This window comes from Enterovirga sp. (assembly GCF_028290205.1).
Taxonomy (GTDB): Bacteria; Pseudomonadota; Alphaproteobacteria; order Rhizobiales; family Beijerinckiaceae; genus Enterovirga.
The window spans coordinates 1-25,674 of record NZ_JAQGKF010000012.1 but is presented as its reverse complement, the minus strand read 5'-3'; the positions used below and the strand labels follow the sequence as shown (position 1 = coordinate 25,674).

30 protein-coding genes, 1 other RNA gene and 1 pseudogene are annotated in these 25,674 nt (G+C 71.1%); 22 read left to right on the top strand and 10 right to left on the bottom strand.

Annotation, left to right across the window (positions count from 1 at the left end):
- Positions 1–1,291, bottom strand: a 1,291-nt coding sequence (locus tag JWR86_RS01255) for a DNA polymerase III subunit gamma/tau (protein ID WP_299559582.1), incomplete at its 3' end; no start/stop codon positions are given.
- Between the two features lie 35 nt (positions 1,292–1,326).
- Positions 1,327–1,425, bottom strand: an RNA gene (gene ffs / locus JWR86_RS01250) — signal recognition particle sRNA small type.
- 128 nt (positions 1,426–1,553) lie between these two features.
- Here ffs and argJ point away from each other — a divergent pair.
- Genes argJ through JWR86_RS01235 form a run of 3 tightly spaced genes read left to right on the top strand, consistent with a single transcriptional unit; the run spans position 1,554 to position 3,927 of the window.
- On the top strand, positions 1,554–2,786 hold the full coding sequence (argJ, locus tag JWR86_RS01245; protein ID WP_299559579.1) for a bifunctional glutamate N-acetyltransferase/amino-acid acetyltransferase ArgJ: 1,233 nt from the start codon (positions 1,554–1,556) through the stop codon (positions 2,784–2,786).
- Positions 2,783–3,514, top strand: a complete 732-nt coding sequence (locus JWR86_RS01240) for an SIMPL domain-containing protein (protein WP_299559576.1) — start codon at positions 2,783–2,785, stop codon at positions 3,512–3,514. Before argJ ends, JWR86_RS01240 begins: the two co-directional genes overlap by 4 nt.
- Positions 3,511–3,927: a (deoxy)nucleoside triphosphate pyrophosphohydrolase gene (locus JWR86_RS01235; RefSeq protein ID WP_299559572.1), complete on the top strand. Its 417-nt coding sequence runs from the start codon at positions 3,511–3,513 to the stop codon at positions 3,925–3,927. Before JWR86_RS01240 ends, JWR86_RS01235 begins: the two co-directional genes overlap by 4 nt.
- Here JWR86_RS01235 and JWR86_RS01230 read toward each other — a convergent pair whose 3' ends face one another.
- From JWR86_RS01230 to JWR86_RS01220, 3 genes are all read right to left on the bottom strand, one after another.
- Positions 3,928–4,290 carry a DUF427 domain-containing protein gene (locus JWR86_RS01230; RefSeq protein WP_299559569.1) on the bottom strand — a complete coding sequence of 121 codons (363 nt, stop codon included), beginning with the start codon at positions 4,288–4,290 and terminating at the stop codon, positions 3,928–3,930.
- 11 nt (positions 4,291–4,301) lie between these two features.
- Positions 4,302–5,186: a methyltransferase domain-containing protein gene (locus JWR86_RS01225; protein ID WP_299559566.1), complete on the bottom strand. Its 885-nt coding sequence runs from the start codon at positions 5,184–5,186 to the stop codon at positions 4,302–4,304.
- Between the two features lie 72 nt (positions 5,187–5,258).
- The gene (locus tag JWR86_RS01220) at positions 5,259–5,531 is read right to left on the bottom strand and encodes a hypothetical protein (protein ID WP_299559563.1); all 273 of its coding nucleotides are present in this window, start codon (positions 5,529–5,531) and stop codon (positions 5,259–5,261) included.
- A gap of 97 nt (positions 5,532–5,628) precedes the next feature.
- Here JWR86_RS01220 and JWR86_RS01215 point away from each other — a divergent pair, with 97 nt between their 5' ends.
- The 8 genes from JWR86_RS01215 to JWR86_RS01180 all read left to right on the top strand — a co-directional run bounded on the left by JWR86_RS01215 (position 5,629) and on the right by JWR86_RS01180 (position 10,523).
- Positions 5,629–6,399 (top strand): ComF family protein, encoded by a 771-nt coding sequence (locus tag JWR86_RS01215; protein WP_299559560.1) that lies wholly within the window; start codon positions 5,629–5,631, stop codon positions 6,397–6,399.
- Positions 6,400–6,466: 67 nt separating this feature from the next.
- Positions 6,467–6,727 carry a glutaredoxin 3 gene (grxC, locus tag JWR86_RS01210; protein ID WP_299559557.1) on the top strand — a complete coding sequence of 87 codons (261 nt, stop codon included), beginning with the start codon at positions 6,467–6,469 and terminating at the stop codon, positions 6,725–6,727.
- A gap of 14 nt (positions 6,728–6,741) precedes the next feature.
- Complete coding sequence (locus tag JWR86_RS01205; RefSeq protein WP_299559554.1) at positions 6,742–7,608, top strand: carbon-nitrogen hydrolase family protein; 867 nt, start codon at positions 6,742–6,744, stop codon at positions 7,606–7,608.
- A gap of 61 nt (positions 7,609–7,669) precedes the next feature.
- Positions 7,670–8,158 (top strand): DUF1178 family protein, encoded by a 489-nt coding sequence (locus JWR86_RS01200; protein ID WP_299559551.1) that lies wholly within the window; start codon positions 7,670–7,672, stop codon positions 8,156–8,158.
- A gap of 84 nt (positions 8,159–8,242) precedes the next feature.
- Positions 8,243–8,605 (top strand): hypothetical protein, encoded by a 363-nt coding sequence (locus JWR86_RS01195; protein WP_299559548.1) that lies wholly within the window; start codon positions 8,243–8,245, stop codon positions 8,603–8,605.
- A gap of 214 nt (positions 8,606–8,819) precedes the next feature.
- Entirely contained in the window at positions 8,820–9,509 is a 690-nt protein-coding gene (locus tag JWR86_RS01190) for a TerC family protein (protein ID WP_299559545.1), read from the top strand.
- Between the two features lie 51 nt (positions 9,510–9,560).
- Entirely contained in the window at positions 9,561–9,740 is a 180-nt protein-coding gene (locus JWR86_RS01185) for a hypothetical protein (protein ID WP_299559542.1), read from the top strand.
- A 75-nt stretch (positions 9,741–9,815) separates the two neighbouring features.
- Positions 9,816–10,523, top strand: a complete 708-nt coding sequence (locus JWR86_RS01180; RefSeq protein ID WP_299559539.1) for a glutathione S-transferase N-terminal domain-containing protein — start codon at positions 9,816–9,818, stop codon at positions 10,521–10,523.
- Between the two features lie 57 nt (positions 10,524–10,580).
- Here the strand turns inward: JWR86_RS01180 and JWR86_RS01175 are convergent, their stop codons facing one another.
- A complete protein-coding gene (locus JWR86_RS01175; protein WP_299559536.1) occupies positions 10,581–11,045 on the bottom strand; it encodes a DUF2147 domain-containing protein in 465 nt (154 codons plus the stop codon).
- A 235-nt stretch (positions 11,046–11,280) separates the two neighbouring features.
- Between JWR86_RS01175 and ndk the strand changes: the two genes are divergently transcribed.
- The 4 genes from ndk to JWR86_RS01155 are packed head-to-tail and all read left to right on the top strand — an operon-like array spanning position 11,281 to position 14,215.
- Positions 11,281–11,703: a nucleoside-diphosphate kinase gene (ndk, locus tag JWR86_RS01170; RefSeq protein WP_299559533.1), complete on the top strand. Its 423-nt coding sequence runs from the start codon at positions 11,281–11,283 to the stop codon at positions 11,701–11,703.
- A gap of 23 nt (positions 11,704–11,726) precedes the next feature.
- On the top strand, positions 11,727–12,434 hold the full coding sequence (gene pyrF, locus JWR86_RS01165; RefSeq protein ID WP_299559530.1) for an orotidine-5'-phosphate decarboxylase: 708 nt from the start codon (positions 11,727–11,729) through the stop codon (positions 12,432–12,434).
- Entirely contained in the window at positions 12,431–13,129 is a 699-nt protein-coding gene (locus JWR86_RS01160; protein WP_299559527.1) for an orotate phosphoribosyltransferase, read from the top strand. Before pyrF ends, JWR86_RS01160 begins: the two co-directional genes overlap by 4 nt.
- 15 nt (positions 13,130–13,144) lie before the next feature.
- On the top strand, positions 13,145–14,215 hold the full coding sequence (locus JWR86_RS01155) for a quinone-dependent dihydroorotate dehydrogenase (RefSeq protein ID WP_366914524.1): 1,071 nt from the start codon (positions 13,145–13,147) through the stop codon (positions 14,213–14,215).
- A gap of 21 nt (positions 14,216–14,236) precedes the next feature.
- Here JWR86_RS01155 and JWR86_RS01150 read toward each other — a convergent pair whose 3' ends face one another.
- On the bottom strand, positions 14,237–15,202 hold the full coding sequence (locus JWR86_RS01150; protein ID WP_299559524.1) for a hypothetical protein: 966 nt from the start codon (positions 15,200–15,202) through the stop codon (positions 14,237–14,239).
- Positions 15,203–15,262: 60 nt separating this feature from the next.
- Positions 15,263–15,883 carry a DNA-3-methyladenine glycosylase gene (locus tag JWR86_RS01145; RefSeq protein ID WP_299559521.1) on the bottom strand — a complete coding sequence of 207 codons (621 nt, stop codon included), beginning with the start codon at positions 15,881–15,883 and terminating at the stop codon, positions 15,263–15,265.
- 111 nt (positions 15,884–15,994) lie between these two features.
- Here JWR86_RS01145 and JWR86_RS01140 point away from each other — a divergent pair, with 111 nt between their 5' ends.
- The 7 genes and pseudogenes from JWR86_RS01140 (at position 15,995) to JWR86_RS01110 (ending at position 24,219) form a co-directional block, all read left to right on the top strand.
- The gene (locus JWR86_RS01140; RefSeq protein WP_299559519.1) at positions 15,995–17,164 is read left to right on the top strand and encodes a mandelate racemase/muconate lactonizing enzyme family protein; all 1,170 of its coding nucleotides are present in this window, start codon (positions 15,995–15,997) and stop codon (positions 17,162–17,164) included.
- Positions 17,165–17,300: 136 nt separating this feature from the next.
- Positions 17,301–18,437, top strand: a complete 1,137-nt coding sequence (locus tag JWR86_RS01135; protein ID WP_299559517.1) for an amidohydrolase/deacetylase family metallohydrolase — start codon at positions 17,301–17,303, stop codon at positions 18,435–18,437.
- 257 nt (positions 18,438–18,694) lie between these two features.
- Positions 18,695–20,227 (top strand): ABC transporter substrate-binding protein, encoded by a 1,533-nt coding sequence (locus tag JWR86_RS01130; protein WP_299559588.1) that lies wholly within the window; start codon positions 18,695–18,697, stop codon positions 20,225–20,227.
- Between the two features lie 155 nt (positions 20,228–20,382).
- Positions 20,383–21,324, top strand: coding sequence for an ABC transporter permease (locus JWR86_RS01125; RefSeq protein ID WP_299559515.1), 942 nt, complete (start codon positions 20,383–20,385; stop codon positions 21,322–21,324).
- Between the two features lie 59 nt (positions 21,325–21,383).
- The gene (locus JWR86_RS01120) at positions 21,384–22,247 is read left to right on the top strand and encodes an ABC transporter permease (protein ID WP_299559585.1); all 864 of its coding nucleotides are present in this window, start codon (positions 21,384–21,386) and stop codon (positions 22,245–22,247) included.
- Complete coding sequence (locus tag JWR86_RS01115) at positions 22,248–23,237, top strand: ABC transporter ATP-binding protein (RefSeq protein WP_299559513.1); 990 nt, start codon at positions 22,248–22,250, stop codon at positions 23,235–23,237.
- Positions 23,234–24,219 (top strand): annotated as a pseudogene (locus JWR86_RS01110) (oligopeptide/dipeptide ABC transporter ATP-binding protein). The gene JWR86_RS01115 and the pseudogene JWR86_RS01110 overlap by 4 nt, the downstream one beginning before the upstream one ends.
- On the opposite strand, the gene JWR86_RS01105 reads toward JWR86_RS01110, so the two are convergent.
- Positions 24,216–25,082: an MBL fold metallo-hydrolase gene (locus JWR86_RS01105; RefSeq protein ID WP_299559510.1), complete on the bottom strand. Its 867-nt coding sequence runs from the start codon at positions 25,080–25,082 to the stop codon at positions 24,216–24,218. The pseudogene JWR86_RS01110 and the gene JWR86_RS01105 sit on opposite strands and share 4 nt — an antisense overlap.
- Positions 25,082–25,674, bottom strand: a 593-nt coding sequence (locus JWR86_RS01100; RefSeq protein WP_299559508.1) for a PIG-L family deacetylase, incomplete at its 5' end; no start/stop codon positions are given. The genes JWR86_RS01100 and JWR86_RS01105, both read right to left, overlap by 1 nt.

The window sequence follows — 25,674 nt, the reverse complement described above, 5'->3', positions numbered from 1 at the left end:
TGGGGGCCGGGGGGCGCGGCGGAGCCGGCTCGGAGGGGGGCGGCCCGCCGCCGCCCGCCCGGAGAAGGCGCAGGGCCTCGTCGGGCGTCGGCAGGTCCGCCGCATAGGCGAGCCGCACCAGGGCCATCTCGGCCGCCGCGAGGGGGCGCTGCGAGCCCGCCACCTCGGACACCGCCTTGAGCAGGATCTGCCAGGCGCGCGACAGGCTGCGGGTCGAGAGCCGGGCCGCGAAATCGGCGCCGCGCGTGCGCTCGGCCTCTGTCAGCGCCGGATCCTTCGCGGCTTCGGGCGCGAGCTTGAGGCGGGTCACGAGATGCGTGAAGGCGGCCAGGTCCTCGAGCATCTGGCGCGGGTCGGCACCGGCCTGGTAGCCGGCGGCCAGCGTCGCGAAGGCGGCCGGCACGTCGCCCCGCATGGTGGCCTCGAACAGGTCGATCACCTGCCCGCGGTCGGCGAGGCCGAGCATGTCCCGCACCAGCGCGTCCCGGACCACGCCCGCGCCGTGCGCCACCGCCTGGTCGAGCAGCGACAGGGCGTCCCGCACGGAGCCCTCGGCGGCGCGGGCGATGGTGGCCAGGGCCTCCGGGTCCGCGTCCACGCCTTCCTGGCGGCAGATGCGGCCGAGATGGGCGACCAGCACCGTGGCCTCCACGCGGCGCAGGTCGAACCGCTGGCAGCGCGACAGGATCGTGACCGGCACCTTGCGGAGCTCGGTCGTGGCGAACACGAATTTGGCGTGCGGCGGCGGCTCCTCCAGCGTCTTCAGGAACGCGTTGAAGGCCGCCGCCGAGAGCATGTGCACCTCGTCGATGATGTAGACCTTGTAGCGCGCCTGGACCGGGGCGTAGCGCACCGCGTCGGTGATCTGGCGGATGTTCTCGACGCCGGTATGCGAGGCGGCGTCGAGCTCCAGCACGTCGACATGCCGCGAATCCATGATGGCGCGGCAATGGATGCCGAGGTCCGGCATTTCCACCGTCGGGCCGCCGCCCGCGCCGGTGTCGTAGTTGAGCGCGCGGGCCAGGATGCGGGCGGTGGTGGTCTTGCCGACCCCGCGCACGCCGGTCAGCATCCAGGCCTGCGGGATGCGGTTCGCCAGAAAGCTGTTGCGAACCGTCCGGACCATCGCTTCCTGGCCGATCAGGTCGGCGAAGCTCTGCGGGCGGTACTTTCGGGCGAGGACGCGGTAGCCGCGGTCGCGCGGGCTCTCCGGCGCCGGCTCGAAGCCCAGAAAGGCGGGCTGGTCGTCGGACCCGCCCGTGTCGAGGCCCTCGCCGGGCGTGTCGCTCATGCCGTGTTCTGGATCAGCCGCCCCGAAGGGAAGGTCATTGGGAGGCTGGACGAGAACCCGCTCGGTCTCGTTAGGGCTGCTTCCTTCCGGACCTGACCCGGTTGGCGAGTGAAACGTCCCCCGCCAACCTCCCGCCCGGGATATGCGCGCTCGGCTTCCGGAAGGCAAGGCGCCGCCGCGCTCGGGTTGCGGGCGGCGGGGCGATGTGGAAAGCGCCTGCCGAACGGCCGCCCCCTGGGCGGCCCCCAGACCGAGGTGTCCTGTGTCCCATCCCGTGTCGCCGCTGGCGCCGAAACACGTCCCGACCCTGCCGCCGATCGCCGGCATCCGCCTGGCCACGGCGGCGGCCGGCATCCGCTACCGCGGCCGCACGGACGTGCTCTTCGTCAGCTTCGACGAGGGTACTGAAGTGGCCGGCGTGTTCACCCGCTCCCGCTGCCCCTCGGCCGCCGTGGATTGGTGCCGGGCCAATCTCGGCGGTGGCAAGGCGCGGGTCCTGGCGGTCAATTCGGGCAATGCGAACGCCTTCACGGGCCTGAAGGGCCGCGAGGCGACCCGGCTCACGGCCGAAATCGCGTCCCGGGCCGCCGGCTGCCGGCCCGAGGAGGTGTTTCTCGCCTCGACCGGCGTCATCGGGGAGCCGCTCGACGCCACCAAGTTCGACGGCGTCTTGGCGGATTGCGCCCGCCGGGCCAGGCCTGAGGGCTGGCTCGACGCCGCCCGGGCCATCATGACCACCGACACCTTCCCCAAGGTCGCGACCCGCACGGTCCGGCTCGGCGACCGGGACGTCACCATCAACGGCATGGCCAAGGGCGCCGGCATGATCGCGCCGGACATGGCCACCATGCTGAGTTTCGTGTTCACCGACGCCGCCATCGCCGCGCCCGTCCTGCAGGAGATGCTGGCCGCAGGCGCGGCCCGCAGCTTCAACTGCGTCACGGTCGACGGCGACACCTCGACCTCGGACACGCTGCTGCTCTTCGCCACCGGCCGGGCCGGGGGTGCGCCGGTCGAGACCGCGCAGGATCCGCGGCTCGGATCCTTCCGTGAGGGCCTCGAGGCCCTGCTGCGTGACCTCGCCCAGCAGGTGGCCCGCGACGGGGAGGGTGCCCGCAAATTCGTCACGGTCGAGGTGGGGGGAGCCGAAAGCGACGCCTCCGCCCACCGCATCGCCATGTCGATCGCCAACTCGCCCCTGGTGAAGACGGCCATCGGCGGCGAGGACGCCAATTGGGGCCGGGTCGTCATGGCGGTCGGCAAGGCCGGCGAGCCGGCCGACCGGGACCGGCTCTCGATCTGGTTCGGGCCGGTGCGGGTCGCCCACGAGGGAGCCCGCGACCCGGCCTATGACGAGGCCGAGGCGAGCGCGGTGATGCGGGAGGAGGAGGTGACGGTGCGGGTCGATCTCGGCCTCGGCGCGGGCCGGGCCACGGTCTGGACCTGCGACCTGACCAAGGCCTACATCGAGATCAACGGGGATTATCGCTCATGAAACGGGCGCTGACGGCGATCACCCTTCTGTTGCTCGCCCTCGGTCCGGCCTTGGCCCAGGAGGCCGCCCGCCCGGCGCCGGGCCCGCGCCTGCACCTCTCCGGCAAGGCGACGCTGGAATCGGCACCGGATTTCGCGCTGATCTCGGTCGGGGTCGGGGCCAAGGCTCCGACCGCCGCGGCGGCTCTCGATCAGACCTCGGCCGCGGCCGGCCGCATCGTGGCGGCGGCGCGCCATTTCGGCATCGCGCCGCGGGACATCCAGACAAGCCAGGTGTCGCTGGAGCCCGCCTTCAAACCCGTTCGCGACCCGTCCTCGGGGGCGGTCGAGCAGCGGCCGGACGGATACCAGGCCACGAACAGCGTGGCGGTGCGGGTGCGTGAGCTCGGCCAACTCGGCGAGTTCCTGCGCCAGGTGGTCGATGGCGGGGCGAACCGGATCGGCGGCATCGCCTTTGAACTCGCCGATCCCGGCAAGCTCGAACGGGAGGCGCTGGCCGCCGCCGTCAAGGACGCGCTGCGGCAGGCCGAGGTGATCGCCGAGGCGGCTGGCGTGAAGCTCGGCCCGATCGAGGAGATTCGGCACGGCGGGCGGTCCGACCGCCCGGCTCCCATGCGGGGCTATGCCCGGGGCGCGACCGCGGCGGCCCGCGCGCCGGTGCCGGTCGAGGCGGGGGCGCTCGAGGTGTCGGCCGAGGTCGACCTCGTGATCTCGCTCCGCCAGCCGTGAGGCTCCTGCTCGTCGTCGCCGTCGCCCTGATCGATTCCGATGGCCGCGTGCTCCTGTCGGAGCGCCCGGCCGGCAAGGAACTGGCCGGGCTGTGGGAGTTTCCGGGCGGCAAGATCGAACCCGGGGAGCGGCCGGAGGAGACCCTGATCCGCGAGCTGCGGGAGGAGCTGGGTCTGACGGTGCAGGAGCCGTGCCTGGCCCCGCTCACCTTCGCGAGCCACGCCTATGACACCTTCCACCTCCTGATGCCCCTCTATGTGTGCCGGCGCTGGGAGGGGTTCGCGCAGGGGCTCGAGGGGCAGCGGCTCGCCTGGGTCAGGCCGCGCGACCTGCGCTCCTATCCCATGCCGCCGGCCGACGAGCCGCTGATTCCGCCGTTGCTGGACCTCGTCGGCGCGGCCGGGCTCGGCTGATCAGCTCAGCTCCTCGATCGCGTCGACCTTGTCGGGAAAGAACGCCACGTGGCCGCCGATGGCCGCGACGGCCGGGAACGGCGTCTCGTAGCTCCAGGCCGCATCCCGGCGCACGAGCCCGCCGGCCGAGACGGTGAAATAGGTCGCGTCGCCTTTGTAGGGGCAATGAGACTGGCGCGAGCTGCGGTCGAACAGGTCGGCCGCGATGTCCTGGCGCGGCACATAGTGGACGGCCGGGTGGCCCGCCTCCCGGAGGGTCAGCGCATGCGTGGTCTCGGCCACAATGATGCCGCCGAGCACGACGCGAATGCGATGCGGGTTCGGCGCCACCGTGATCGGGTGGTCGGGACCGGGCTCCTTCATGGCTGTCCTCCTTAGCGCGGGCCTTCCGGCCCATGTTCCGGGACGCCGAGTGCGTCCGCGAGCCGGGTCCGGGCGGAGCCCGGCGCCAGCGGGCGCTGCTGGCTCTCGTGCGGCGCCCAGCCCGACAGCCACACGATGTCGAACGTGGCCCGCACCCGCCCGTCCGGGTCGGCGAAGCTGTCCGCATAGAGCGCGGCCGCCCGCATCAGCGTGGCGCGGCGGAGCGGCGTGCGCCGGCGCAGGCTCAGGGCGTTGGTCCAGCCCATGGCCCGCAGATCGCGCATCAGACCGAACAGGCTGCCGTAGCGCACCACGATCCGGTCGACATCCACCACCGGCAGGGCGAAGCCGGCCCGCTGCAGCAGCCCGCCGAGCGCACGCACATCGCCGAAGGGCGCGACCCGGGGGCTGACCCCGCCCTCGATCTCGCTCTCGGCGGCCGCGAGGGACGTGCGGAGTTCGGCCAGCGTGTCGCCGCCCAGCATGGCGGCCAGGAACAGGCCGTCGGGGGCGAGGCTTCGCCGCACCTGGGCCAGAATGCCCGGAAGGTCGTTCGCACCCTGCAGGGCCAGCAGCGACACCACCAGGCCGAAGCTCTCGGCCGCGAAGGGCAGCCGCTCCTCGTCCGCAACGAGGGTTGCGGCCCCGTCGCGATGGGATGCGAGCCGCACCACCTGCCCGACCCGGTCGTCCCGCAGGAGCGCTGCCGCCGCTGTGCCGGTCGGCGTGCCGAGATCGAGGGCGCGGGGAAAGCTGCGGGACACCGCGCCCAGACGCTCGGTCAGCTCGTCGGTGGCCCGGTCGAGCAGAAAACTCTCGTGCCCCGCCCGCACGGCGCGCGCGAGGCGGCGGCGCAGGAGCGCGCGGTCGAACAGCTCGGGGACGGAGGCCGGCATGGACGAGGTATGGGGTTTTGCGGCCCCGACGCCAAGCGCCGCCGGCCCCACGGAGCGGCGCGCGCTCCGGCCTCAGCTTTCCAGCACGGCCAAAAGCAGAACGGCGGCCAGCCCCGCTCCGATCACGCCGACGGCCCGCTCGTTCATGGTGATTGGGGCGATCCGGCCCGCCTCGATGGAGGGTCTCAGGGCGAGGTCCGCCACCAGCGCAACCGCGAGCGGGACGATGAGGGCCGGCGTCGGCACCGGCAGGAGGTGGGGCGCGCGGGCGGCCACCAGCCCGGTCACGATCCCGACCGCCCAAAGGCCGAGGATGAAGAGGCGGCCGGAGTTCAGCATGAGCATCCATCGCCGGGCCTGCCGGCCGCCGCAAGTCCTGCCCCGCCGGCGAATGTCGCGGGCCGGCCTCGCCGGCGCAGCGCCGGCCCGGTAAGCTGCCCGGATGCTGCCGGGGCGCGCCCTCCTGCCCGAGGCCGCCGGGCCGGTCCTGCGCCGGCTCGGCGAGGCGGCGTTGCGCGTCGTGTACCCGCCGAGCTGCATCAGCTGCGGCCGCGCCACGGCGGAGCCGCGCACGCTGTGCGGCGGCTGCTGGGCCGGGATCCGCTTCATCGAGCGGCCGTTCTGCGAGCGGCTCGGCACGCCCTTCGCGGTGGATCTCGGCATGAGCCTCGTGTCGCCGGCCGCACTCGCCGACCCGCCGGTCTATGCCCGGGCGAGGGCGGTGGCCCGCTTTGACGACACCGCCCGGACGCTGGTGCACCGGCTCAAATATTCCGACCGCATGGACGTCGCCCGCGCCCTCGGGGCCATGATGGCCCGGGCGGGGAGCGAACTCGCCGTCGACTGCCAGGTGGTGGTGCCGGTGCCGCTGCATCGCTGGCGCCTGTGGTGGCGTCGCTTCAACCAGGCCATGGAACTTGCCCGGCCGGTGGCGGCCGCGCATGGCCGGCCGCTGGAACCGGATCTCCTGCACCGCGTGAAGCGGACGCGGCCGCAGGTCGGGCTCAGCCGGCCGCAGCGCGGCGACAACCTGCAGGGCGCGTTCCGGGTGCCGGCGGAGGCCCGCGCCCGGCTCAAGGGCCGGCGCGTGCTCCTGGTGGACGACGTGCTGACCACCGGGGCCACGGCCAATGCGGCCGCCCGGGCGCTGCTGCGCGGCGGTGCGGCGGCCGTGGACGTCCTCACCTTCGCCCGCGTGGTGCAGGACGGTTAAGCGCGTCCGGCTTTGGCGGAACGGCATCCCGCGTGCCAAGTTGGTCCCGGCCCACAGGATCGTTTCGATGCCGCCCGTCACCATCTACACCAAAGCCTGGTGCCCCTATTGCAACGCCGCCAAGGACCTCCTCCGCGGAAAGGGGGTGGACTTCCAGGAGATCGAGATCACCGGCAAGCCGGCCGAGCGCGACGAGATGGTGCGGCGCTCGGGCGGCCGCTCGACCGTGCCGCAGGTCTTTGTCGGCTCCCGCCATCTCGGCGGCTGCGACGATCTCTACGCGCTCGACGGGCGCGGTGAGCTCGACGCCGTGCTGAGCGCCGCGTGAGCGGAGGCCCCGGCGTGACGGCGTCCTTTGTCGCGGCCTGCGCCGGCATGCGGTCCGGCCGCGATCCGCTGCGCAACCGTGACGCCGCCGTGGCCCTCGTTCGCGAAGCGGCGGCGGCCGGGGCCGAGTTCGTCCAGACCCCGGAGATGACCTCGCTGCTGGAGCGCGACCGCGCCCTTCTGTTCAGCAAGACGGGGCCGGAGGAGAGCGACCCGACGCTGGCGGCGCTGCGCGAAGTGGCGCGCGAGCGCGGCGTCTGGATCCATCTCGGCTCCATCGCGGTCCAGGACGGGGAGAGGCTCGCCAACCGGGCCTTCCTGATCGATGCGTCCGGCGACATCGCCGCCCGTTACACCAAGGTCCATCTCTTCGACGTCGATCTGCCCGGTGGCGAATCCTGGCGGGAATCGCGCACCTATCAGGGCGGCGACCGGGCCGTGCTGGCCGAGACCCCGTGGGGCGATCTCGGTCTGACCATCTGCTACGACATCCGCTTCCCGGCGCTGTACCGGGCCCTCGCCCAGGCCGGGGCGGCCGTCCTTACGGCGCCGGCCTGCTTCACGCTCCAGACCGGCCAGGCGCATTGGCACGTGCTGCACCGCGCCCGGGCCATCGAGACCGGCTCCTTCATGATCTCGGCCGCGCAGGGCGGCCTGCACGAGGACGGGCGCGAAAGCTTCGGCCATTCGCTCATCGTCGATCCCTGGGGGCGCGTGCTGGCGGAAGGCAGCGCGGAGCCCGGCCTGATCATGGCCCGGATCGAGCTTGGCCAAGTGGCGGCCTGCCGGGCCCGCATCCCGGCGCTCAGCAATGCGCGGCCGTTCACGGTCGAACGAGCCGGCCGAACCGCGCACAAGCGACCGCTTGCCGCTGCGGAATGAGCCTTTTAAGGCCTGATCGGTACCTATCTTCGTTTGGTCGGAGTGCCGCGGGACTCGTGCAATGATCCGGTATGCCCTGGCGTGCGACGGCGGCCACGAATTCGAGTCCTGGTTTCCGTCCGCGTCCTCCTATGATGCTCAGGTCGAGCGCGGGCTCGTCGCCTGCCCGGTCTGCGGCTCGGGCCGCGTCGCCAAGCAGATCATGCGGCCGGCGGTCTCGACCGCTTCGGCCGGCGCGCGGGCGGAGCCGGCCGAAGCCGCCGCCATGCCGGACGCGCCGACGCCGGATTCCGCTCCGCCCCAGGCGGTGGCGCTTCTGTCGGAGCGCGAACAGGCGGTTCGGCACATGCTGCGCGCCCTGCGCGAGCACGTCACCAAGACCTCCGATTACGTAGGCCCATCCTTCGCGGCCGAGGCGCGGCGGATCCATTACGGTGAGACGCCGCACCGCTCGATCTATGGCGAGACCGACCCGGCCGAGGCCCGAGCCCTGGCCGAGGAGGGCATCGAGGTGCACGCCCTGCCCGTGATGCCGGATGACCGCAACTAGCCGGCCGGTTCGGGCCCAGCGCCGCCCTTGACGGAGGCGCGGCCCGGTGATCTCGTGGCACAAGACCACGAGACAAGGGTCACGGTGAGGTCACGTCTCGGCATCCTCTTTGCGGCGCTGCTCAGCGTCGCCTCGGTCTGGCTCGCCAGCCCGCTGCCGGAGGCGCGCCCGGATCTCACCGCCTCACGGGACCTCGCCGCCGCCCGGGTCGTCGCGGTCGCCGAGCTGCTGGCTCCGGCCAGGCCGCCGGTCCGATCGGCGCTTGTCGCCCACGCGTCCTTCGCCGAACTCGATCCCACCGACGATCCGGACGATGGCCTGCGGAACTCCGGTCTGTCCGAGCCGGGCCGCTTCCTGGCCACGACCGGCTGCCCCCAGCGGGCCGGTCCGGCGCCGGCCCGCTGCTCCCGCTTCGCTCACCAGGCCACGGGTCCCCCCGCCGCCTGACCTGCCCAGCTCTGCTGGAGCGGATGTCGCGCCCGTGAGGGCGTGAATTCGCACGGCCGCTCCCGACCGAACGGCCAGCCGGCGCGCGCCGGCCCTCTCAGTCCCTTCTCCGACGCAGTGACGGCTCCGCCCACGGGCGGCATCCGGCCGCGCTCGCGTCCACGCCCGACCTCGCGCGCGGTTGCGGACCGACGCGCCAACGAGACGCATCGCCATGGACATGTTCGGCCCTCAGGTCCTGAAGATCTTCGAGATCATCTGGATCAACATCATCCTGTCCGGGGACAATGCCGTGGTGATCGCCATGGCCTGCCGCGCCCTGCCGCCCGACAAGCAGCGCATGGGCATGATCCTCGGGGCCGGGGTCGCGGTGGTGCTCCGGATCATCTTCACGGCCCTGGTCGTGACGCTGCTGACCACGCCCTACCTGAAGATCGCGGGCGGGCTGCTGCTGCTCTGGGTCGCCGTGAAGCTGGTTGGCGGCGAGGAGGAGGGCGATTCCAGCGTCAAGGAATCGGACAAGCTCTGGCAGGCCGTGAAGACGGTCGCGATCGCCGATGCGGTGATGAGCCTCGACAACGTCCTGGCCATCGCGGCGGTGGCGAAGGACTCGACATTTCTGCTGGTCCTCGGGCTCGCCATCTCCATCCCGCTGATCGTCGCCGGCGCCTCCGTCATCATCACGCTGCTGGAGCGCTTCCCGGTCCTGGTCTGGGCCGGCGCGGCCCTGCTCGGCTGGATTGCCGGCGAGATGATCGTCAGCGATCCGGCGCTGGTCAGCCGCTTTGGCGTCGACCAGACGCATCGGCTCGAGATCCCGGCCGCGATCGCCGCCGCGCTGCTCGTCATCGGGCTCGGGTTCCTCCTGACGCGCCGGCGTCACGCGGCCGCCACCAACGCCTGAACCGGTCCGGCGCTGCCGCACCCTCCCGCTTCCTCCTGAGAGGAGACCGCCATGTCGGCGTTGGAGACGCTTATTCTGGCTGCCCTGATCGCGACCGTCTGGGTGAACCTGTACCTGTCGGCCGATCGCGTCGTGGAGGACGCCCGGAGCCGTCCGGCCCGGCCCCGCCCGGCCTCGCGCCTGCGCCGGGTGCGTGTCCGGGCCAAGGAGCCGCGCGACCGCCGTTCCTGAACCGGACGGTCGCGAGACAGGCCTCCGGCGGCCTGCTAGAGCGGGGCCGACTGGTACTGCGCGGAGGCGCTCGCGATGGCGGCTCGGACTCAGGCTCCGATCGACCTGTTCTACTGGCCGACACCCAACGGGTGGAAGATCTCCATCATGCTGGAGGAATGCGGGCTGCCCTACACGGTCCACAGCGTGGACATCGGCAAGGGCGACCAGTTCAGGCCGGACTTCCTGGCCATCTCGCCCAACAACAAGATGCCGGCCATCGTCGATCCGGACGGGCCGGGGGGGCAGCCGATCTCCGTGTTCGAATCCGGCGCCATCCTGCAATATCTCGGCCGCAAGACGGGCCGCTTCTACCCGCAGGAGGAGCGCGCCCGGGTTGAGGTCGAACAATGGCTGTTCTGGCAGATGGGCGGCCTCGGCCCCATGGCGGGCCAGACGCACCATTTCCGCATCTATGCGCCCGAGCAGATCCCCTATGCGGTCGAGCGCTACACCAACGAGACGAACCGGCTCTACGGCGTCCTGAACCGGCGGCTCGCTGACCGCGAATGGCTGGCCGGGGATTATTCCATCGCCGACATGGCGAGCTATCCCTGGGCCAAGCTCTGGGAGCGGCAGGGCCAGGACATCTCATCCTTCCCGCATATGCAGCGCTGGCTCGACGCCAACGCGGCGCGCCCGGCCGTGCAGCGCGGCCTTGCCGTGAATCAGGCCGACCGGGCCACGACCAACATGAACGATCCCGCGGTTCGGGCCGTGCTGTTCGGTCAGCGCGCCCGCTAGCGGCGCACCCGCCCGGGGCGTGGGCGAGCGGGTCTTCTTCAGCTAGCGGGTCTTTAGCTAGCGGGTCTTGGCGGTCTTCTCGGAGGCGGGCGCTACGCTGGCCGTGTTGTCGCCCTGGCGCGTCCAGGTCTCCGACCCGCACAGGAGCCCACCCAGGATGCAGCCGGAGACTTCGAGCTCCTTGTCGGTCACCCGCTGCATGGAGGCCTGGTAGGTCTTGCCGTTCTCGGGATTGTAGATCGAGCCCGACCAGCCGCCCTTGCTGTCGGGCTTCATGTCGCGCGACAGGTCCGTGCCGATGATGTTCCGGTTGCGAAGCGCCGGGTCCGGGTTGTTCTCGTCCGTGCCGACCTTCTTGGCCCAGATGATGGTGGCGCACATCGCCTTGCCGCAGGGCGCGATGCGGACCTTCGAGTTCTTCTCCTCCGTCATCCAAACGCCGGCCGGGCTCTCAGGCGCAGCCAAGGCGGTCGGTCCGACGAAGGCGGCAGCCGCCAGGATCGAGGCCGTCAGAAAACGCATGATGTCTGCTCCCTCTGGAGGTCGGCCGTGACTTAGAGAGCACAATTGGCAGAAATCATGGCGCGAGACCGACCAAGCTGCGGCAGTGAACTCTTGGTACACATCCCCACAGGCGCCCGGCGCGGCCGCGGCGACCCCGCGTCAGGGGTGGGTGGGCCGCCACGCGGCTGCTCTCAAGCTTGAGGCGCCTGGGGGGCGCGGCTATAGAGCCGCATCTTCTCCAGGAATGAACCACATGGCGCGCGAGCACACCTTCTCGATTCTCAAGCCGGACGCGACGGCCCGCAACCTGACGGGCGAGGTCAACGCCGTGATCGAGAAGGCGGGCCTTCGCATCGTGGCCCAGAAGCGGATCCGGATGACCCGACAGGAGGCCGAGACCTTCTACGGCGTCCACAAGGAGCGCCCCTTCTTCGGCGAGCTCGTCGAATTCATGACCTCCGGCCCGGTGGTCGTGCAGGTGCTCGAAGGCGAGAATGCGGTTGCGAAATACCGCGAGGTGATGGGCGCGACGGATCCGGCCAAGGCGGCCGACGGCACCATCCGCAAGCTCTTCGCCCGCTCGGTCGGCGAGAACACCGCGCACGGCTCCGATTCGGTGGAGAATGCCCGCATCGAGATCGCGCAGTTCTTCTCCGGCAACGAGATCGTCGGCTGACCGCTACCGCAGCCCAGCTCCCGGTGGCCCCCGGCCGCCGGCAGCCCCGCCTGATCGTCGCGCTGGATCTCGCCGATCTGCGCCGGGCGGAGGCGCTGGCCGAGCAGCTCTCCGGGCACCGGCCCGTCTTCAAGATCGGCCACCAGCTCGCCTATACGGGCGGGCTCGGGCTGGCCGAACGGCTGATCCGGGCCGGCCAGGACGTGTTCCTGGATCTCAAGCTGCACGACATCCCCCGGACGGTGGAGGAGGGCGTGCGCTCGCTCGCCGGCTTCGGAGCGAGCCTGCTGACCGTGCACGCCTACCCGCAGACCATGCGGGCGGCGGTCGCGGGCCGCGGCGGGTCGGGGCTGAAACTCCTGGCCGTCACCGTGCTGACCTCCATGGACGACACGGACGCGGCAGCCGCCGGCTACCGGGCCGGTGTCGCCCAAACGGTGGCGGAGCGCGCCGCCGACGCGGCTCAAAGCGGCATCGACGGCCTCGTCTGCGCGGCCGGCGAGATCGCCGGCGCCCGTCGGGCCATCGGTCCAGACCGCCTGCTGGTCGTGCCCGGCATCCGGCCCGCCGGGGAGGCGGCCGGCGATCAGAAGCGGGTCATGACACCCCGAGAGGCCGTGGCCCTCGGCGCCGATTACCTGGTGGTCGGACGCCCCATCGTGGGCGCTCCGGACCCCGTCGCGGCCGCGGCCGCCATCCTGAGCGAGATGGAAGAGGCGACGCGCCGATGAGTCAGGGCCTGAGCCTCCCGGGGCGCGACACGATCGCCGAGCAGACCGCCCGCATGCTGTTCGAGGTGGAGGCCGTTCGCTTCTACGACGACAAGCCGTTCATCTTCACCTCCGGCTGGGCGAGCCCGGTCTATATCGATTGCCGGCGGCTCATCTCCTTCCCGCGCGTGCGCCGGCAGCTGATCGAATTCGGCGCCTCGGCGACGCTGCGCGAGGCGGGCTACGAGCAGTTCGACGCGGTGGCGGGCGGCGAAACCGCCGGCATCCCGTTTGCTGCCTGGATGGCCGACCGGCTGATGCTGCCCATGCAGTACATCCGCAAGAAGCCGAAGGGTTTCGGCCGCAACGCCCAGATCGAGGGCCACGTGGTCGAGGGCCAGCGCACCTTGCTGGTCGAGGACCTGGCCAGCGACGGCGGCAGCAAGGTCGTGTTCTGCAAGGCCTTGCGCGACGCCGGCGCGCGCGTCGATCACATCTTTGTCGTGTTCTACTACTCGATCTTCGCGCATTCGCCGAAGGTTCTGGCCGATATGGGCGTCACCCTGCACCATCTCGCCACCTGGTGGGACGTGCTGGCCCTCGCCAAGACGCGCGGCGCCTTCTCTGAATCGGTGCTGCGCGAAGTCGAGAGCTTCCTGCACGACCCCGCCGGCTGGTCCAAGGCGAATGGCGGCGTCGTCAAGGCGCCGGAATAGCGGCGGCCTGACCCGGTGATCGACCTCCTGTACCGGGCCGCGCGTCCAGCGCTCGGCCTTCTCGATCCGGAGGACGGGCACCGGCTGGCGATCCGGGCGCTGGCGGCGGGCCTCGTCTGCCCGGCCGCCGCCTCCGACGACCCCGTCCTCCTCACGCAGGTCTGGGGCCGGCCCTTTTCAAATCCGATCGGCCTGGCCGCCGGCTTCGACAAACATGCCGAGGCGCCGGACGCGCTGCTGCGGCTCGGCTTCGGCTTCGTCGAGATGGGAACCGTGACGCCGCGCCCGCAGCCCGGCAATCCGCGGCCGCGGCTGTTTCGGCTGTCCGAAGACCGGGCCGTGATCAACCGCAACGGCTTCAACAGCGAGGGGCTGGGCGCCTTCACCGCGCGACTGTCGCGGCGGGCGGGCCGAGCCGGGCTCGTCGGGGTCAATCTCGGCAAGAACAAGGATGCGGCCGACGACGTGGCCGATTACGTGCTGGGCATCGAGCGCACGGCCGCTCTCGCCGGCTACCTCGTGATCAACGTGTCCTCACCCAACACGCCCGGGCTGCGCGACCTTCAGGGTCGGGCCGCCATGGAGCGGCTGGTCCGGGCCTGCCAGGAGGCGCTGGCCCGCGCCGTTCCGGATCCGGAGCGGCGGCCCCCGTTGCTGGTCAAGCTCGCGCCCGATCTCGACGAGGCGGCGCTCGCGGACGCGGCCGAGGTGGCCATCGGGGCCGGTCTCGACGGGCTGATCATGGGCAACACGACCCTGTCCCGGCCGCCCGGCCTCAAGAACGCGAGCCGCGGCGAGAGCGGCGGGCTGTCCGGAGCGCCGTTGCGCGACCTCGCGACCCGCAAGCTCGCGGATCTCTACCGTCTGACCCGGGGCGCAATCCCGCTGGTCGGGTGCGGCGGTGTCGCCTCAGGCGCGGACGCCTACGCCAAGATCCGGGCCGGGGCGTCGCTGGTGCAGCTCTATTCGGCGCTCGTCTACGAGGGGCCGGGGCTCCCGAACCGGGTCAGGCGCGAACTCGCCGCGCTGCTGCGGCGCGACGGCTTTTCATCGGTTGGGGAGGCGGTGGGAGCGGACCACCGCTGAGCGAGCGCTCTGCCGCCGGGCTCATTCGTCCAACGGGCTGCTCTGGACGATCTCGTCGGTGGCGGGCAGCGAATACGGGTCGGCGCGGCGGCGGACGCGGTATTCCGTCGCGGTCGGGGCGGGTGGCGAGGCCAGGTTGGAGGCCACCGTCACGCCCAGGCGCTGCGCCAGCGAGATGGCCCGGCCCTCGCTGTAGCGCGCGTTGCAGAAGCTGTGCGCCGCCTCCTTGGCATAGGTCCGGCACAGCACCTCGCGGTCCGACGAAAAGCTCGCCTGTTCCGACACCAGGGGCCGCACGGCTTCCGGCCGGGCGCGCTGGACCAGCGCCTTGTAATTGTCACGCACGGCCTTGTCGGCGACGCCGCGCGCCGCTTCGTAGTCGCGGGCGCGCGGAATGAGCTGCGACGGCTCGGGACCCCACAGGCCGGCCGCGTCCGCCTGGCAGGACGGCGTCTGCACCAGGCAGCTCCCGCTCTTGGGCTTGATCAGAACCGCCTCGTCCAAGACCTCGATCTGAAGCGGGCAAGTGGTGGTCGCCGCATCCTCGACAGCATAGCGCTGCAGCCCGTCGGGCCGCCCTTCTGGCGTGAGCGCGACGCCGCTCGCATCGCCCAGCGTGATGGTGCAGCTCTCCACGGAGGCCGCCGATTTGCGGCCAGCCAGCGTCAGGCGCGCCCGCAGGTCCGAGCGGCCTGTGCGCTCGATGCGCAGGGACCCGCCGGAGCCGTTCTTCTTGAGCTCGCGCCCGATCACCGCGTCCTCCACAGGGACCCGGAGCGCCACGGGGCGGGCCTGGACGGGCGGCGGCACATAGCGGGGCGGGCCTTCGGCCGGGGTATCGGCGGGCGCGGCTGGGGCGGGGGGAGCGCTCGGGGCCGGCCGGTCGGGGGTGATCCCGAACAGCCGCTCGAAGAAGCCCTGCGCATGGGCCGGCCCGGCGGCCAGCACCAGCGCGGCGAAGAGGACAGGAAGTCGGATTCGCGTCATTGCGTGCATCTGGCCCAGCTCTGCGCCGAAACTAGGGCCGAATACCACGACGACGATTTATCACCTGTGCTGTTTCGGCGACAGGGCGGGACCTGACGCAGGCGCCGGAACCTCGCCCGGTGCCGGCCGAAACGGCCGGCTCAGAAACGCCGAGCCCTCCAGTCCGAAGCGCCACGGCCGCTCGGCCGCCTTGCTGATCCCGACGCGGGGGCCTGCCACCAGCGCCGGCCTCTTGGCCGGACGGGAGAGCGCGAACGGCGCCTCGAACAGCGACAAGCCGTCATGCCGTCCGTCGACCCCGAGGGCCTGGCACAGGCGGCCCGGCCCGGCGCAGAGCTGCCGATCCGCAACCGGCCCCCGTCGCGCCCGCATGCGGTCGAGCCCGGCCCGCGGCTCAACGGCCCGGATCAGCACGGCCGCGCCATGGCCGTCCGGTCCCGTGACCAGGTTCAGGCACCAATGGATGCCGTAGGAGCGGTAGACATAGGCGTGGCCGGCGGGACCGAACATGGCCCGGTTGCGGGGCGTCCGCCCGCTGAAGCTGTGGGAGGCCGGATCTTCGGCGTCGTAGGCCTCCGTCTCCACGATGACGCCCCCGACGCCGTCCACGAACAGCGTCGCGCCGACGAGATCGCGCGCCACCTCGACGACGTCGCGGGCGAAGAAGAGGCGGTCCAGCATCAGGTCGACATCCCTGCCGGGTTGCGGCCGCAGGCGCCGTGCCCGAAGTTGCGCGCGCGCGGCTTCTCGGCCAAGCACGCGGCTCTGTTCAAGCCGATCACCGGAGGCGCCGTGTCCGTCCGAATCCTGGCCGTCCAGGAGGTCACAAAGCCGATCTCCTCGCCCATCCGCAACGCCTATATCGACTTCACCAAGATGACGACGAGCCTCGTCGCGGTGGTGACGGACGCGGTGCGCGACGGCCGGCGGGTGGTCGGCTACGGCTTCAACTCCAACGGCCGCTACGGCCAGGGCGGGCTGATCCGCGAGCGCTTCGCCCCGCGCCTTCTCGGGGCGGAGCCCGCGACCTTGCTCGACGAGACCGGCGGCAACCTCGACCCCGACCGGGTGTGGGCGGCCCTGATGCAGAACGAGAAGCCCGGCGGCCACGGCGAGCGCTCGGTGGCGGTGGGCACCATCGACATGGCGGTGTGGGACGCGACCGCGAAGATCGCCGGGGTGCCGCTGTTCCGGTTGCTGGCCGAACGGGCGGGCCGGACGGCCGATCCGCGCGTCTTCGTCTACGCGGCGGGCGGCTATTACTATCCTGGCAAGGACGACGCGGCGCTTCGGGCCGAGATGCGGGGCTATCTGCGCCGCGGCTACACGGTGGTGAAGATGAAGATCGGCGGCGCGTCGCTCGACGAAGACCGGCGCCGCATCGAGGCGGTTCTGGAAGAAATCGAGGGCGACGGGCAGCTCGCCGTCGACGCCAACGGCCGCTTCGATCTCGAAACCGCCATTGGCTACGCCAAGATGCTGCGCGACTATCCGCTGTTCTGGTACGAGGAGGCCGGCGACCCGCTCGATTACGGGCTGCAGGCGGCGCTGGCCGAGTTCTATCCGGGCCCGATGGCCACGGGCGAGAACCTGTTTTCGCATCAGGATGCCCGCAACCTCCTGCGCTACGGCGGCATGCGGCCGGACCGCGACTGGCTGCAATTCGACTGCGCGCTCTCCTACGGCCTCTGCGAATACTTGCGCACGCTGGACGTGTTGCGGGTGGCCGGATGGTCGCCCGAACGCTGCATCCCGCATGGCGGCCACCAGATGTCGCTCAACATCGCGGCCGGCCTCGGCCTCGGCGGCAATGAGAGCTATCCGGACCTGTTCCAGCCCTATGGCGGCTTCCCGGACGGCGTCGCGGTGGAGGACGGCACCATCACCATGCCGGACCTCCCGGGCATCGGCTTCGAAGGCAAAAGCGACCTCATCCGCGAGATGCGGGCCCTCGCGGAGTAAGGGGGGCGAGGGGGGCAGGCAGCATCGCGGCCCGCTAGCCTTTGCCTTTCGGTGGGCCGCCGCCGCCGGGCGATTCCGTCCGGCCCTGGACAGACGCGCCCGACAGCCGCATCGTCGGGGGCGGAAAGGTGATCCCTTGCCCTACGATCTCATCCTCACCGGCGGTCGCGTGCTCGATCCGTCGCAGAAGCTCGACGAGATCGCCGATGTCGCCTTTCAGGGCGGCAAGGTCGCCCGGATCGGCCGCCATCTCGGCGAAGCGGCCAGTGTGCGGGACGTCTCCGGCCACCTGGTCACGCCCGGGCTGATCGACCTCCACACCCACGTCTACTGGGGCGGCACCTCGCTCGGCATCGACGCCGAGGAGTTTTGCCGGACCAGCGGGGTCACCACCGCCATTGACACCGGCTCCGCCGGGCCCGGCAACTGGATGGGCTTCCGCAAGCACGTCATCGAGCCGAGCCAGGTCCGCATCCTGGCCTACCTGCACGTGTCGCATGCCGGCATCTACGGTTTCGACAAGCGGGTCATGGTCGGCGAAAGCCGCGAACTCCTGATGATGAACCCGATCGATTGCGCGGAGGTGGCGGACCGCAACCGCGACCTCATCGTCGGCATCAAGGTCAGGGTCGGGCTGCACGCCTCGGGCACCTCCGGCACGGTGCCGCTCAACATCGCCCTGCAGGTGGCCGAAGAGGTCGGGATGCCGGTGATGGCCCATATCGACCACCCGCCGCCGTCCTACGAGGAGGTCCTGGCCATGCTGCGGCCGGGCGACGTCCTGACCCACGCCTTCCGGCCGTTTCCGAACGCGCCCATCACCGGCCAGGGCCGGGTCAAGGACGCGGTGCTCGACGCGCGCCGCCGCGGCGTCCTGTTCGACATCGGCCACGGCAAGGGCTCGTTCTCCTTCAAGACCACGCGAGCCATGCTGGCGAACGGCTTCGAGCCCGACACCATCTCGTCCGACGTGCACACGCTGTGCATCGAGGGGCCGGCCTTCGACCAGGTCACGACGCTGTCGAAGTTCCTGTGCCTCGGCATGCCGCTCGATCGCGTCATCGCGGCGTCCACGGTGAACGCCGCCATGGCGATCAAGCGGCCGGAGCTCGGCACGCTGAAACCCGGCTCGCCCGGCGACGCCACGGTGCTCAAGCTGCGCCAGGGCCGGTTCGACTATGTGGACGTCACCGGCGAGCATCTGGAGGGCGAGCAGCGCCTGACCAGCGAGGGCGTGGTGCTGGCCGGCCGCTGGTGGCACCCGGCCGCCTGAGGCGCCGTCCCAGCCGGGCCTGAAGTCGACCCGGAAGTTGTCGGCCCGGCGGGGCGCGGTTCGTCTTCCATGGGCGTCGCCGGAACTGCCGTCCTGACCTGCGGGGACTTGCGCGGGGCGTCTTGGACCATCGGCGATCTTGCTCTCGGCATGGCATGGTGCATGCTTCGGGTTGGAACCCACCCGAGGAGCGCTGCATGGCCCATTCCATCGACCGCCGCACTGTTCTGGGGGCGCTGGGGCTGGCCGCCTTCCCGATGCCGGCCCTGTCGCAGGGCGCCTCGGCCAAGACGCTGCGCTTCGTGCCGCAATCGAACCTCGCCAATTTCGACCCGATCTGGGGAACGCAATACGTCGTCCGCAACGCCGCGGCGCTGGTCTGGGACACCCTCTACGGGGTCGACGAGACCCTGACGCCGCAGCGCCAGATGGTGGAGAGCGAGGAGGTCTCCTCCGACGGTCTCACCTGGACCTTCAAGCTGCGCGAAGGCCTGAAATTCCACGACAACACGCCCGTTCTGGCCAAGGACGTGGTGCAGAGCCTGAAACGCTGGGCCGCCCGCGACCCCATGGGCCTCATGATCACGGCCATCCAGAAGGAACTCGCGCCGATCGACGATCGGAGCTGGAAATGGGTTCTGTCGCGGCCCTTCCCCAAGATGCTGCTGGCGCTGGCCAAGAACAACGCGCCCTGCTCCTTCATCATGCCGGAGCGCATCGCCCAGACCGATCCGTTCAAGCAGGTGACGGAGTATATCGGCTCCGGCCCCATGCGGTTTGTGCGCGAGGACTGGGTGCCGGGCGCCAAGGCCGTGTTCACGCGGTTCGAGGGCTATGTGCCGCGCCAGGAGAAGGCCTCCTGGCTGGCGGGCGGCAAGAACATGCTCCTGGACCGGATCGAATGGGTGATCATGCCCGACCCGGCCACCGCGTCCGCGGCGCTGCAGAACGGCGAGGTCGATTGGTGGGAGAACCCGATCTCGGACCTCGTGCCCCTGCTCAAGCGCAACCGCAACATCGCCGTCGACATCGCCGATCCGCTCGGCAACATCGGCTCGTTCCGGATGAACCATCTCCATCCGCCCTTCGACAACGTGAAGATCCGGCGGGCGGTGCTGACGGCGCTGAACCAGGAAGATTACATGCGGGCGCTGGTCGGCTCCGACGACGCGCTGTGGAAGCCGCTGCCCGGCTTCTTTACGCCCGGGACGCCGATCTACACAGAGGCGGGCGGCGAGGTGCTGAAGCAGCGCAACATCGCGGCCGCCAAGAAGCTCCTGGCCGAGGCGGGCTACAAGGGCGAGCCGGTGATCTGCGTCGTGGCGCAGGACCAGCCCATCACCAAGTCCCAGGGCGACATCACGGCCGATCTGCTGAAGCAGATGGGCATGAACGTGGATTTCGTGGCGACCGATTGGGGCACCACGGGCCAGCGTCGCGCGGTGAAGACGCCGCCCGCCCAGGGCGGCTGGAACATGTTCCATACCTGGCATGCCGGCGCCGATTGCATCAATCCGTCCAGCTACACGGCGGTGCGGGCGAACGGCGACAAGGCCTGGTTCGGCTGGCCCGACCTGCCCGAGGTGGAAAAGGGCGTGTCAGACTGGTTCGAGGCCAAGGATCTGGCCGGCGAAAAGGCCGCCATGGACCGGCTCAACACCGCCGCGCTCGAGGGCGTGGTCTATGCGCCGACCGGCTTCTTCCTGTCCTATCAGGCGTGGCGCAAGAACGTCTCGGGCATCGTCAAAGGCCCGTTGCCGTTCTTCTGGGGCGTGTCGAAGACCGCCTGATGCGCGAGAGGGCAGCATCCCGCCCTCTGCCGCTGCGGCGGAGGGGGGCGGCCGCCGGGCGGCCGAGCGGCCGGACGGCGGCGTCGGGGCCCGTCCCGGTGCGGCCGCGCGGTGTCGTGCCCCTGGCCGGGCGGCCAAGGGGAGGCAGGTCCTAGATGCTCCGCTACATCGGCCAGCGCGTGCTCGCGACGGTGCCGGTGATGGCGATCGTCGCCCTGTTCGTCTTCAGCCTGCTCTACATCGCGCCGGGCGACCCGGCCGCCATCATCGCGGGCGACCAGGCGACACCGGACGACATCGCCCGCATCCGCGAGAGCCTCGGCCTGGAACGCCCGTTCCTGGTGCGCTTCGGCGAATGGTCGTGGCAGATCCTCAACGGCGATCTCGGCACCTCGATCTTCACCTCGCTGCCGGTCACCGCGCTGATCGCCCAGCGGATCGAGCCGACGCTGTCCTTGATGCTGGTGACGCTCGTCCTGGCGATCACTGTCGCGGTGCCGCTCGGCGTGCTGGCCGCCTGGAAGGCCGGGACCTGGATCGACCGTCTGGTGATGGCCTTCGCGGTGTTCGGCTTTTCCGTGCCGGTCTTCGTGGTGGCCTACCTGCTGGCCTATGTCTTCGCGCTTGAGCTCGATTGGCTGCCCGTGCAGGGCTACACGCCCATCGCCAACGGCATCTGGCCCTGGCTGCAGCACCTGATCCTGCCCTCGGTCGCGCTGGGTCTCGTCTACATCGCACTGATCGCCCGCATCACCCGGGCCACCATGCTGGAGATCCTGTCCCAGGATTACATCAAGACCGCGCGGGCCAAGGGGCTCGGCCAGCGGGCCATCCTGTTTCTGCACGCGCTCAAGAATGCCGCCGTGCCGATCGTCACCGTGATCGGCATCGGCATCGCGCTGCTGATCGGCGGCGCGGTCGTGACCGAGAGCGTGTTCGTGATCCCGGGTCTCGGCCGCCTCACCATCGATGCCATCCTGCGGCGCGACTACCCGGTGATCCAGGGCATCGTGCTGCTGTTCAGCTTCACCTACGTGCTCGTGAATCTCGGCGTGGACCTCGTCTACACGCTGGTGGATCCGAGGATCCGGTATTGAGCGCCGCGGTCGTGCCCTCGCCCGCTGCGCTGTCCCGGGAGCCGGCCGCCGCGCCGGCCATGCCCGACATCCTGCCGGAGGTGCGCCGCCGGGGCGGCCTGTGGGGCGCCGCCTTGCGCCACCCGACCATTTCCATGGGTGCGGTGCTGCTGCTCCTGATGCTGTTCGTGGCGGTGTTCGCGCCCTTTCTCGGCACGGTGGATCCGACGGCGCTCGCGCCCGCGCGCCGCACGCGCCCGCCCGGCGAGCAGTTCTGGTTCGGCTCCGACATGCTCGGGCGGGACATCTATTCCCGCGTGCTCTACGGCGCGCGCGTGTCGCTGGTGGTCGGCTTCGCGGTGGCTCTCCTGTCCTCCGCCATCGGCCTCGCGATCGGCCTCGTGTCGGGCTATGTCCGGCTGCTCGACGGCATCGTCATGCGGGTCATGGACGGGCTGATGTCGATCCCGCCGATCCTGCTCGCGGTCGCCCTCATGGCGCTGACCCGTGGCTCGGTCGGCAACGTCATCCTGGCCATCACCATCGCGGAAATCCCGCGCGTCTCGCGCCTGGTCCGGGGCGTGGTGCTGTCCTTGCGCGAACAGCCCTATGTCGACGGCGCCGTCGCGGCCGGCACCCGCACGCCGATGATCATCTGGCGCCACATCCTGCCGAACACGCTGGCCCCGCTCACCGTGCAGGCGACCTATATCTGCGCCTCGGCGATGATCACCGAGGCGATCCTGTCCTTCATCGGGGCCGGCACGCCGCCGACCATTCCGTCCTGGGGCAACATCATGGCCGAGGGGCGGGCGCTGTGGCAGGTCAAGCCCTACATCGTGTTCTTCCCGGCCGTGTTCCTGTCCATCACGGTGCTGGCCGTGAACCTCCTCGGCGACGGTCTGCGCGATGCGCTCGACCCTCGCATGGCGAAGCGGCTCTAGATGCCCCTTCTCTCCGTCGAGGACCTGCAGACGCATTTCCGCACGCCGGACGGCATCAATCGCGCCGTGGACGGGGTGTCCTTCACGGTGGAGGCCGGCGAGACGCTGGCCATCGTCGGCGAATCCGGCTGCGGCAAGTCGGTCACCGCGAATTCCATCCTGCGGCTCGTTCCCGAGCCGCCCGGGAAGATCGCGGGCCGGATCGTGTTCGAGGGGCAGGACCTGCTGGAACTCTCCGACCGGGCCATGCGGGGCATCCGCGGCAACGCGATCTCGATGATCTTCCAGGAGCCGATGACGAGCCTGAACCCGGTGCTGTCGATCGGCCGGCAGCTCGGCGAAACGGTGCGGCTCCACCAGGGGCTCGACAAGGCGGCCGCAACCGCCCGCAGCATCGAGATGCTGCAACTCGTCGGCATCCCGGAGCCGGCCCGGCGCGTCCGCCAGTATCCGCATCAGCTCTCGGGCGGCATGCGCCAGCGCGTGATGATCGCCATGGCGCTGGCCTGCTCGCCGAAGCTTCTGATCGCCGACGAGCCGACCACGGCGCTCGACGTCACCATCCAGGCCCAGATCCTCGACCTGATGCGCGACCTCAAGCGCCGCGTCGGCGCCGCCATCATCCTGATCACGCACGATCTCGGCGTGGTGGCCGAGGTCGCGGCCCGGGTGGTGGTCATGTATGCCGGCCGCAAGGTCGAGGAGGCGCCGGTCGCGGAGCTGTTCCGGGCCCCGAAGCACCCCTACACGCAAGGCCTGATCGGGGCCGTGCCGAAGCTCGGCTCCTCCCTGCACGGCGAGCGCACGCGGCTGGCCGAGATCCCGGGCCTCGTGCCGAGCCTGAAGAGCCGGATCCAGGGCTGCGTTTTTGCCGGCCGCTGCCCTCTGGTGACCGACCTGTGCCGGCAAGTCGCCCCGGCGCTGGAGCCGAAGGCGCCGAGCCACCTGGCGGCCTGCCACTACGCGGCGATCGAGGCGGTGGCCGCGTGACCCGACCGCTCCTGGAGGTCAACGACCTCGTCAAGCATTACGGCGGCAAGGGCGCGCTCGTGCGGGCGGTGGACGGCGTGTCCTTCCATGTCGACCGCGGCGAGACGCTGTCGCTGGTCGGCGAATCCGGCTGCGGCAAGTCCACGGTCGGGCGGGCCGTGCTGCGCCTGGTTGATCTCACGGGCGGCCAGGTCGTGCTGGACGGCCAGCGCATCGACGCGCTGTCGGCCGGCGCCTTGCGGCCGCTCCGGCGCCGCATGCAGGTGGTGTTCCAGGATCCGTTCTCGTCGCTCAATCCGCGCATGCGGGTCCGGGACATCCTGGCCGAGCCGATCCGCAATTTCGCCCTCGCGACCTCGGGGCCCTCGATCGAGGAGCGGGTCGCGAAGCTGCTCGACACCGTGCGGCTGCCGCGCGACGCGGCGGCCGCTTCCCGCACGAATTCTCCGGCGGGCAGCGGCAGCGCATCGGCATCGCCCGGGCGCTCGCGGCGGAGCCGGACCTCATCATCTGCGACGAGGCGGTGTCGGCGCTCGACGTCTCGGTCAAGGCGCAGATCGTCAATCTGCTGCAAGACCTGCAGCGCGATCTGGGCCTCGCCCTTCTGTTCATCTCGCACGACCTCGCCATCGTCGAGCACATGACCCACCGGGTCGCGGTCATGTATCTCGGCAAGATCGTCGAGGTGGCCCCGCGCCAGCGCTGTTTCGGGGCCCCGAAACATCCCTACACCTACGCCCTGCTCTCCGCCGTGCCGGTGCCCGAGCCCGGCAAGTCGCGCACCCGCATCGTGCTGTCGGGCGATGTCCCGAGCCCGATCAACCCGCCCGCGGGCTGCCGCTTCCACACGCGCTGCCCCTTCGTGTTCGACCGCTGCCGCGTGGAGGAGCCGATCCTGAAGCCGGTGGTGGCCGACCAATCCGCCGCCTGCCACCTGCACGACCTGCCGGCGGAGCTGAACCCCCTGGCCGATCGGACCTAGCGGCGCAGCCTGTCGAGCCGCACCGGCCCGGCATGCGGCCGCCCTGCCAGCATGGTGTCGATCAGGGCCAGCGCCTCGGCCCGGCCGCTATTCGCGGCCTGTTCAAAGGGCGTCCAGGTCTGCCCGAAGTCCAGCCCGGCGAAGACCTCGCGGTAGCGCCGGAGCTCGGCCGGGGTCAGCGGAATGGCCCGCACAAAGGCCTTGTGGGTGGAAATGGTGAGGGCGCGCCGCGGATCGGCGGGGTCGAGCTCGAATTTCAGCGCGTCGCCGCAGAACAGGATGCCGCGCGCACGATCATAGAGGACCGCGTGGCCGTCGAAATGCCCGGCCGTGCGGTGCAGTTCGAGCCCCGGCAGCGGCTCCAGGCGGTCGTCATAGGGCCACGACACCCGGAACGCCGCCGACCAGGCGAGGTCGGCCGCCGGCAGCGCGAGGTCCGGGTCGAACCGCTCCTGCACCTGCCAGATCGCCCCGTAGCTGTGCGGGTGCGAGGCGGACAGCACCTGCACGCCGCCACAGGCGGCCATGTGATCGAGCGCGGCAGCGCTGAACACGGTGCAGCCCTCGAACAGCATGTTTCCGTCGGGTGTCGTCAGGAGGTAGCCGGACGGCCCGATCCCGGCCACGGGATCGTTCCAGAAGCGCCAGATCCCGGGCTCGATCTCGTCCCACAGGCAGGGGAAGTCGGCCTCGGCCTCGACATCGCTGCGGAAGCGCCAGGCGTGCTGCGGCGGCACGTGCCGGGCATCGAGGCAGACCGGGCAGGAGGGCGGCTCGGCAAAGTGCCGCTGCCAGAAGCCGCAATTGTCGCAAACATAGGCGGGCAGTTCGAGCGCGGACGCGAAGGGGAGAAAGCCCGGCATCAGATGTTGTCCATGATGGCGGCAGCGGGGTCGGGGAGGGGGCCGGCGAGCCGAAGCCGTTCCGTGCCGCCGTCTGCGGCGAGCCGCGCATCCAGCCCCGCCGGGCCACCAAACTGGAAGCCGAGCTGGCTCGCATAGGCCCGGCAGGCCTCGCGCTTGCGGCGGGCGGCATCGACATCGAGCGGGACGGCGATCTGCGGCAGCGCCGCCATCCAGGCGCCGAACGGCTCCGCCGGTGCCTCGTCACGGGCGGCATACGGGGCGTCCCGCCACCACAGGCAGGGCAGGCCGGGTTCCAGCGCGGCGAGCGCCCGCACGAGCTGGATGTGATCGACGTGGCCGCCGACCGCCTGCGGAGCCAGGAGGAGGGCCGGCCGGAGGGTCCGGATCGCGGCGCCCGCCGCATGCGCGGCCGCGAGGTCGGCGGGGTCGTCGTCCCGGACAGGACCGAACAGCGCCGGGGCAGAGCCGTAGCCGCGATGCGGCGCCTCCGGCAGATCGAGCCACAGCGCCTCGCTGCCCAGCGCCAGCATGGCGGCGGCATCCTCCCGGCGCCGCAGCGCCATGTAATCCACCTCCGGGCCGAGCCCCT

What these genes read in the sequence shown, in the direction of transcription:
- JWR86_RS01240 (WP_299559576.1), top strand. Translation starts at nt 2,783, where the DNA reads ATGAAACGGGCGCTGACGGCGATCACCCTTCTGTTGCTCGCCCTCGGT.
- JWR86_RS01230 (WP_299559569.1), bottom strand. Translation starts at nt 4,290, where the DNA reads ATGAAGGAGCCCGGTCCCGACCACCCGATCACGGTGGCGCCGAACCCG.
- JWR86_RS01225 (WP_299559566.1), bottom strand. Translation starts at nt 5,186, where the DNA reads ATGCCGGCCTCCGTCCCCGAGCTGTTCGACCGCGCGCTCCTGCGCCGC.
- JWR86_RS01220 (WP_299559563.1), bottom strand. Translation starts at nt 5,531, where the DNA reads ATGCTCATGCTGAACTCCGGCCGCCTCTTCATCCTCGGCCTTTGGGCG.
- JWR86_RS01215 (WP_299559560.1), top strand. Translation starts at nt 5,629, where the DNA reads ATGCTGCCGGGGCGCGCCCTCCTGCCCGAGGCCGCCGGGCCGGTCCTG.
- grxC (WP_299559557.1), top strand. Translation starts at nt 6,467, where the DNA reads ATGCCGCCCGTCACCATCTACACCAAAGCCTGGTGCCCCTATTGCAAC.
- JWR86_RS01200 (WP_299559551.1), top strand. Translation starts at nt 7,670, where the DNA reads ATGATCCGGTATGCCCTGGCGTGCGACGGCGGCCACGAATTCGAGTCC.
- JWR86_RS01190 (WP_299559545.1), top strand. Translation starts at nt 8,820, where the DNA reads ATGGACATGTTCGGCCCTCAGGTCCTGAAGATCTTCGAGATCATCTGG.
- JWR86_RS01185 (WP_299559542.1), top strand. Translation starts at nt 9,561, where the DNA reads ATGTCGGCGTTGGAGACGCTTATTCTGGCTGCCCTGATCGCGACCGTC.
- JWR86_RS01180 (WP_299559539.1), top strand. Translation starts at nt 9,816, where the DNA reads ATGGCGGCTCGGACTCAGGCTCCGATCGACCTGTTCTACTGGCCGACA.
- JWR86_RS01175 (WP_299559536.1), bottom strand. Translation starts at nt 11,045, where the DNA reads ATGCGTTTTCTGACGGCCTCGATCCTGGCGGCTGCCGCCTTCGTCGGA.
- ndk (WP_299559533.1), top strand. Translation starts at nt 11,281, where the DNA reads ATGGCGCGCGAGCACACCTTCTCGATTCTCAAGCCGGACGCGACGGCC.
- JWR86_RS01160 (WP_299559527.1), top strand. Translation starts at nt 12,431, where the DNA reads ATGAGTCAGGGCCTGAGCCTCCCGGGGCGCGACACGATCGCCGAGCAG.
- JWR86_RS01150 (WP_299559524.1), bottom strand. Translation starts at nt 15,202, where the DNA reads ATGACGCGAATCCGACTTCCTGTCCTCTTCGCCGCGCTGGTGCTGGCC.
- JWR86_RS01145 (WP_299559521.1), bottom strand. Translation starts at nt 15,883, where the DNA reads ATGCTGGACCGCCTCTTCTTCGCCCGCGACGTCGTCGAGGTGGCGCGC.
- JWR86_RS01130 (WP_299559588.1), top strand. Translation starts at nt 18,695, where the DNA reads ATGCCGGCCCTGTCGCAGGGCGCCTCGGCCAAGACGCTGCGCTTCGTG.
- JWR86_RS01125 (WP_299559515.1), top strand. Translation starts at nt 20,383, where the DNA reads ATGCTCCGCTACATCGGCCAGCGCGTGCTCGCGACGGTGCCGGTGATG.
- JWR86_RS01120 (WP_299559585.1), top strand. Translation starts at nt 21,384, where the DNA reads ATGCCCGACATCCTGCCGGAGGTGCGCCGCCGGGGCGGCCTGTGGGGC.
- JWR86_RS01115 (WP_299559513.1), top strand. Translation starts at nt 22,248, where the DNA reads ATGCCCCTTCTCTCCGTCGAGGACCTGCAGACGCATTTCCGCACGCCG.
- JWR86_RS01105 (WP_299559510.1), bottom strand. Translation starts at nt 25,082, where the DNA reads ATGCCGGGCTTTCTCCCCTTCGCGTCCGCGCTCGAACTGCCCGCCTAT.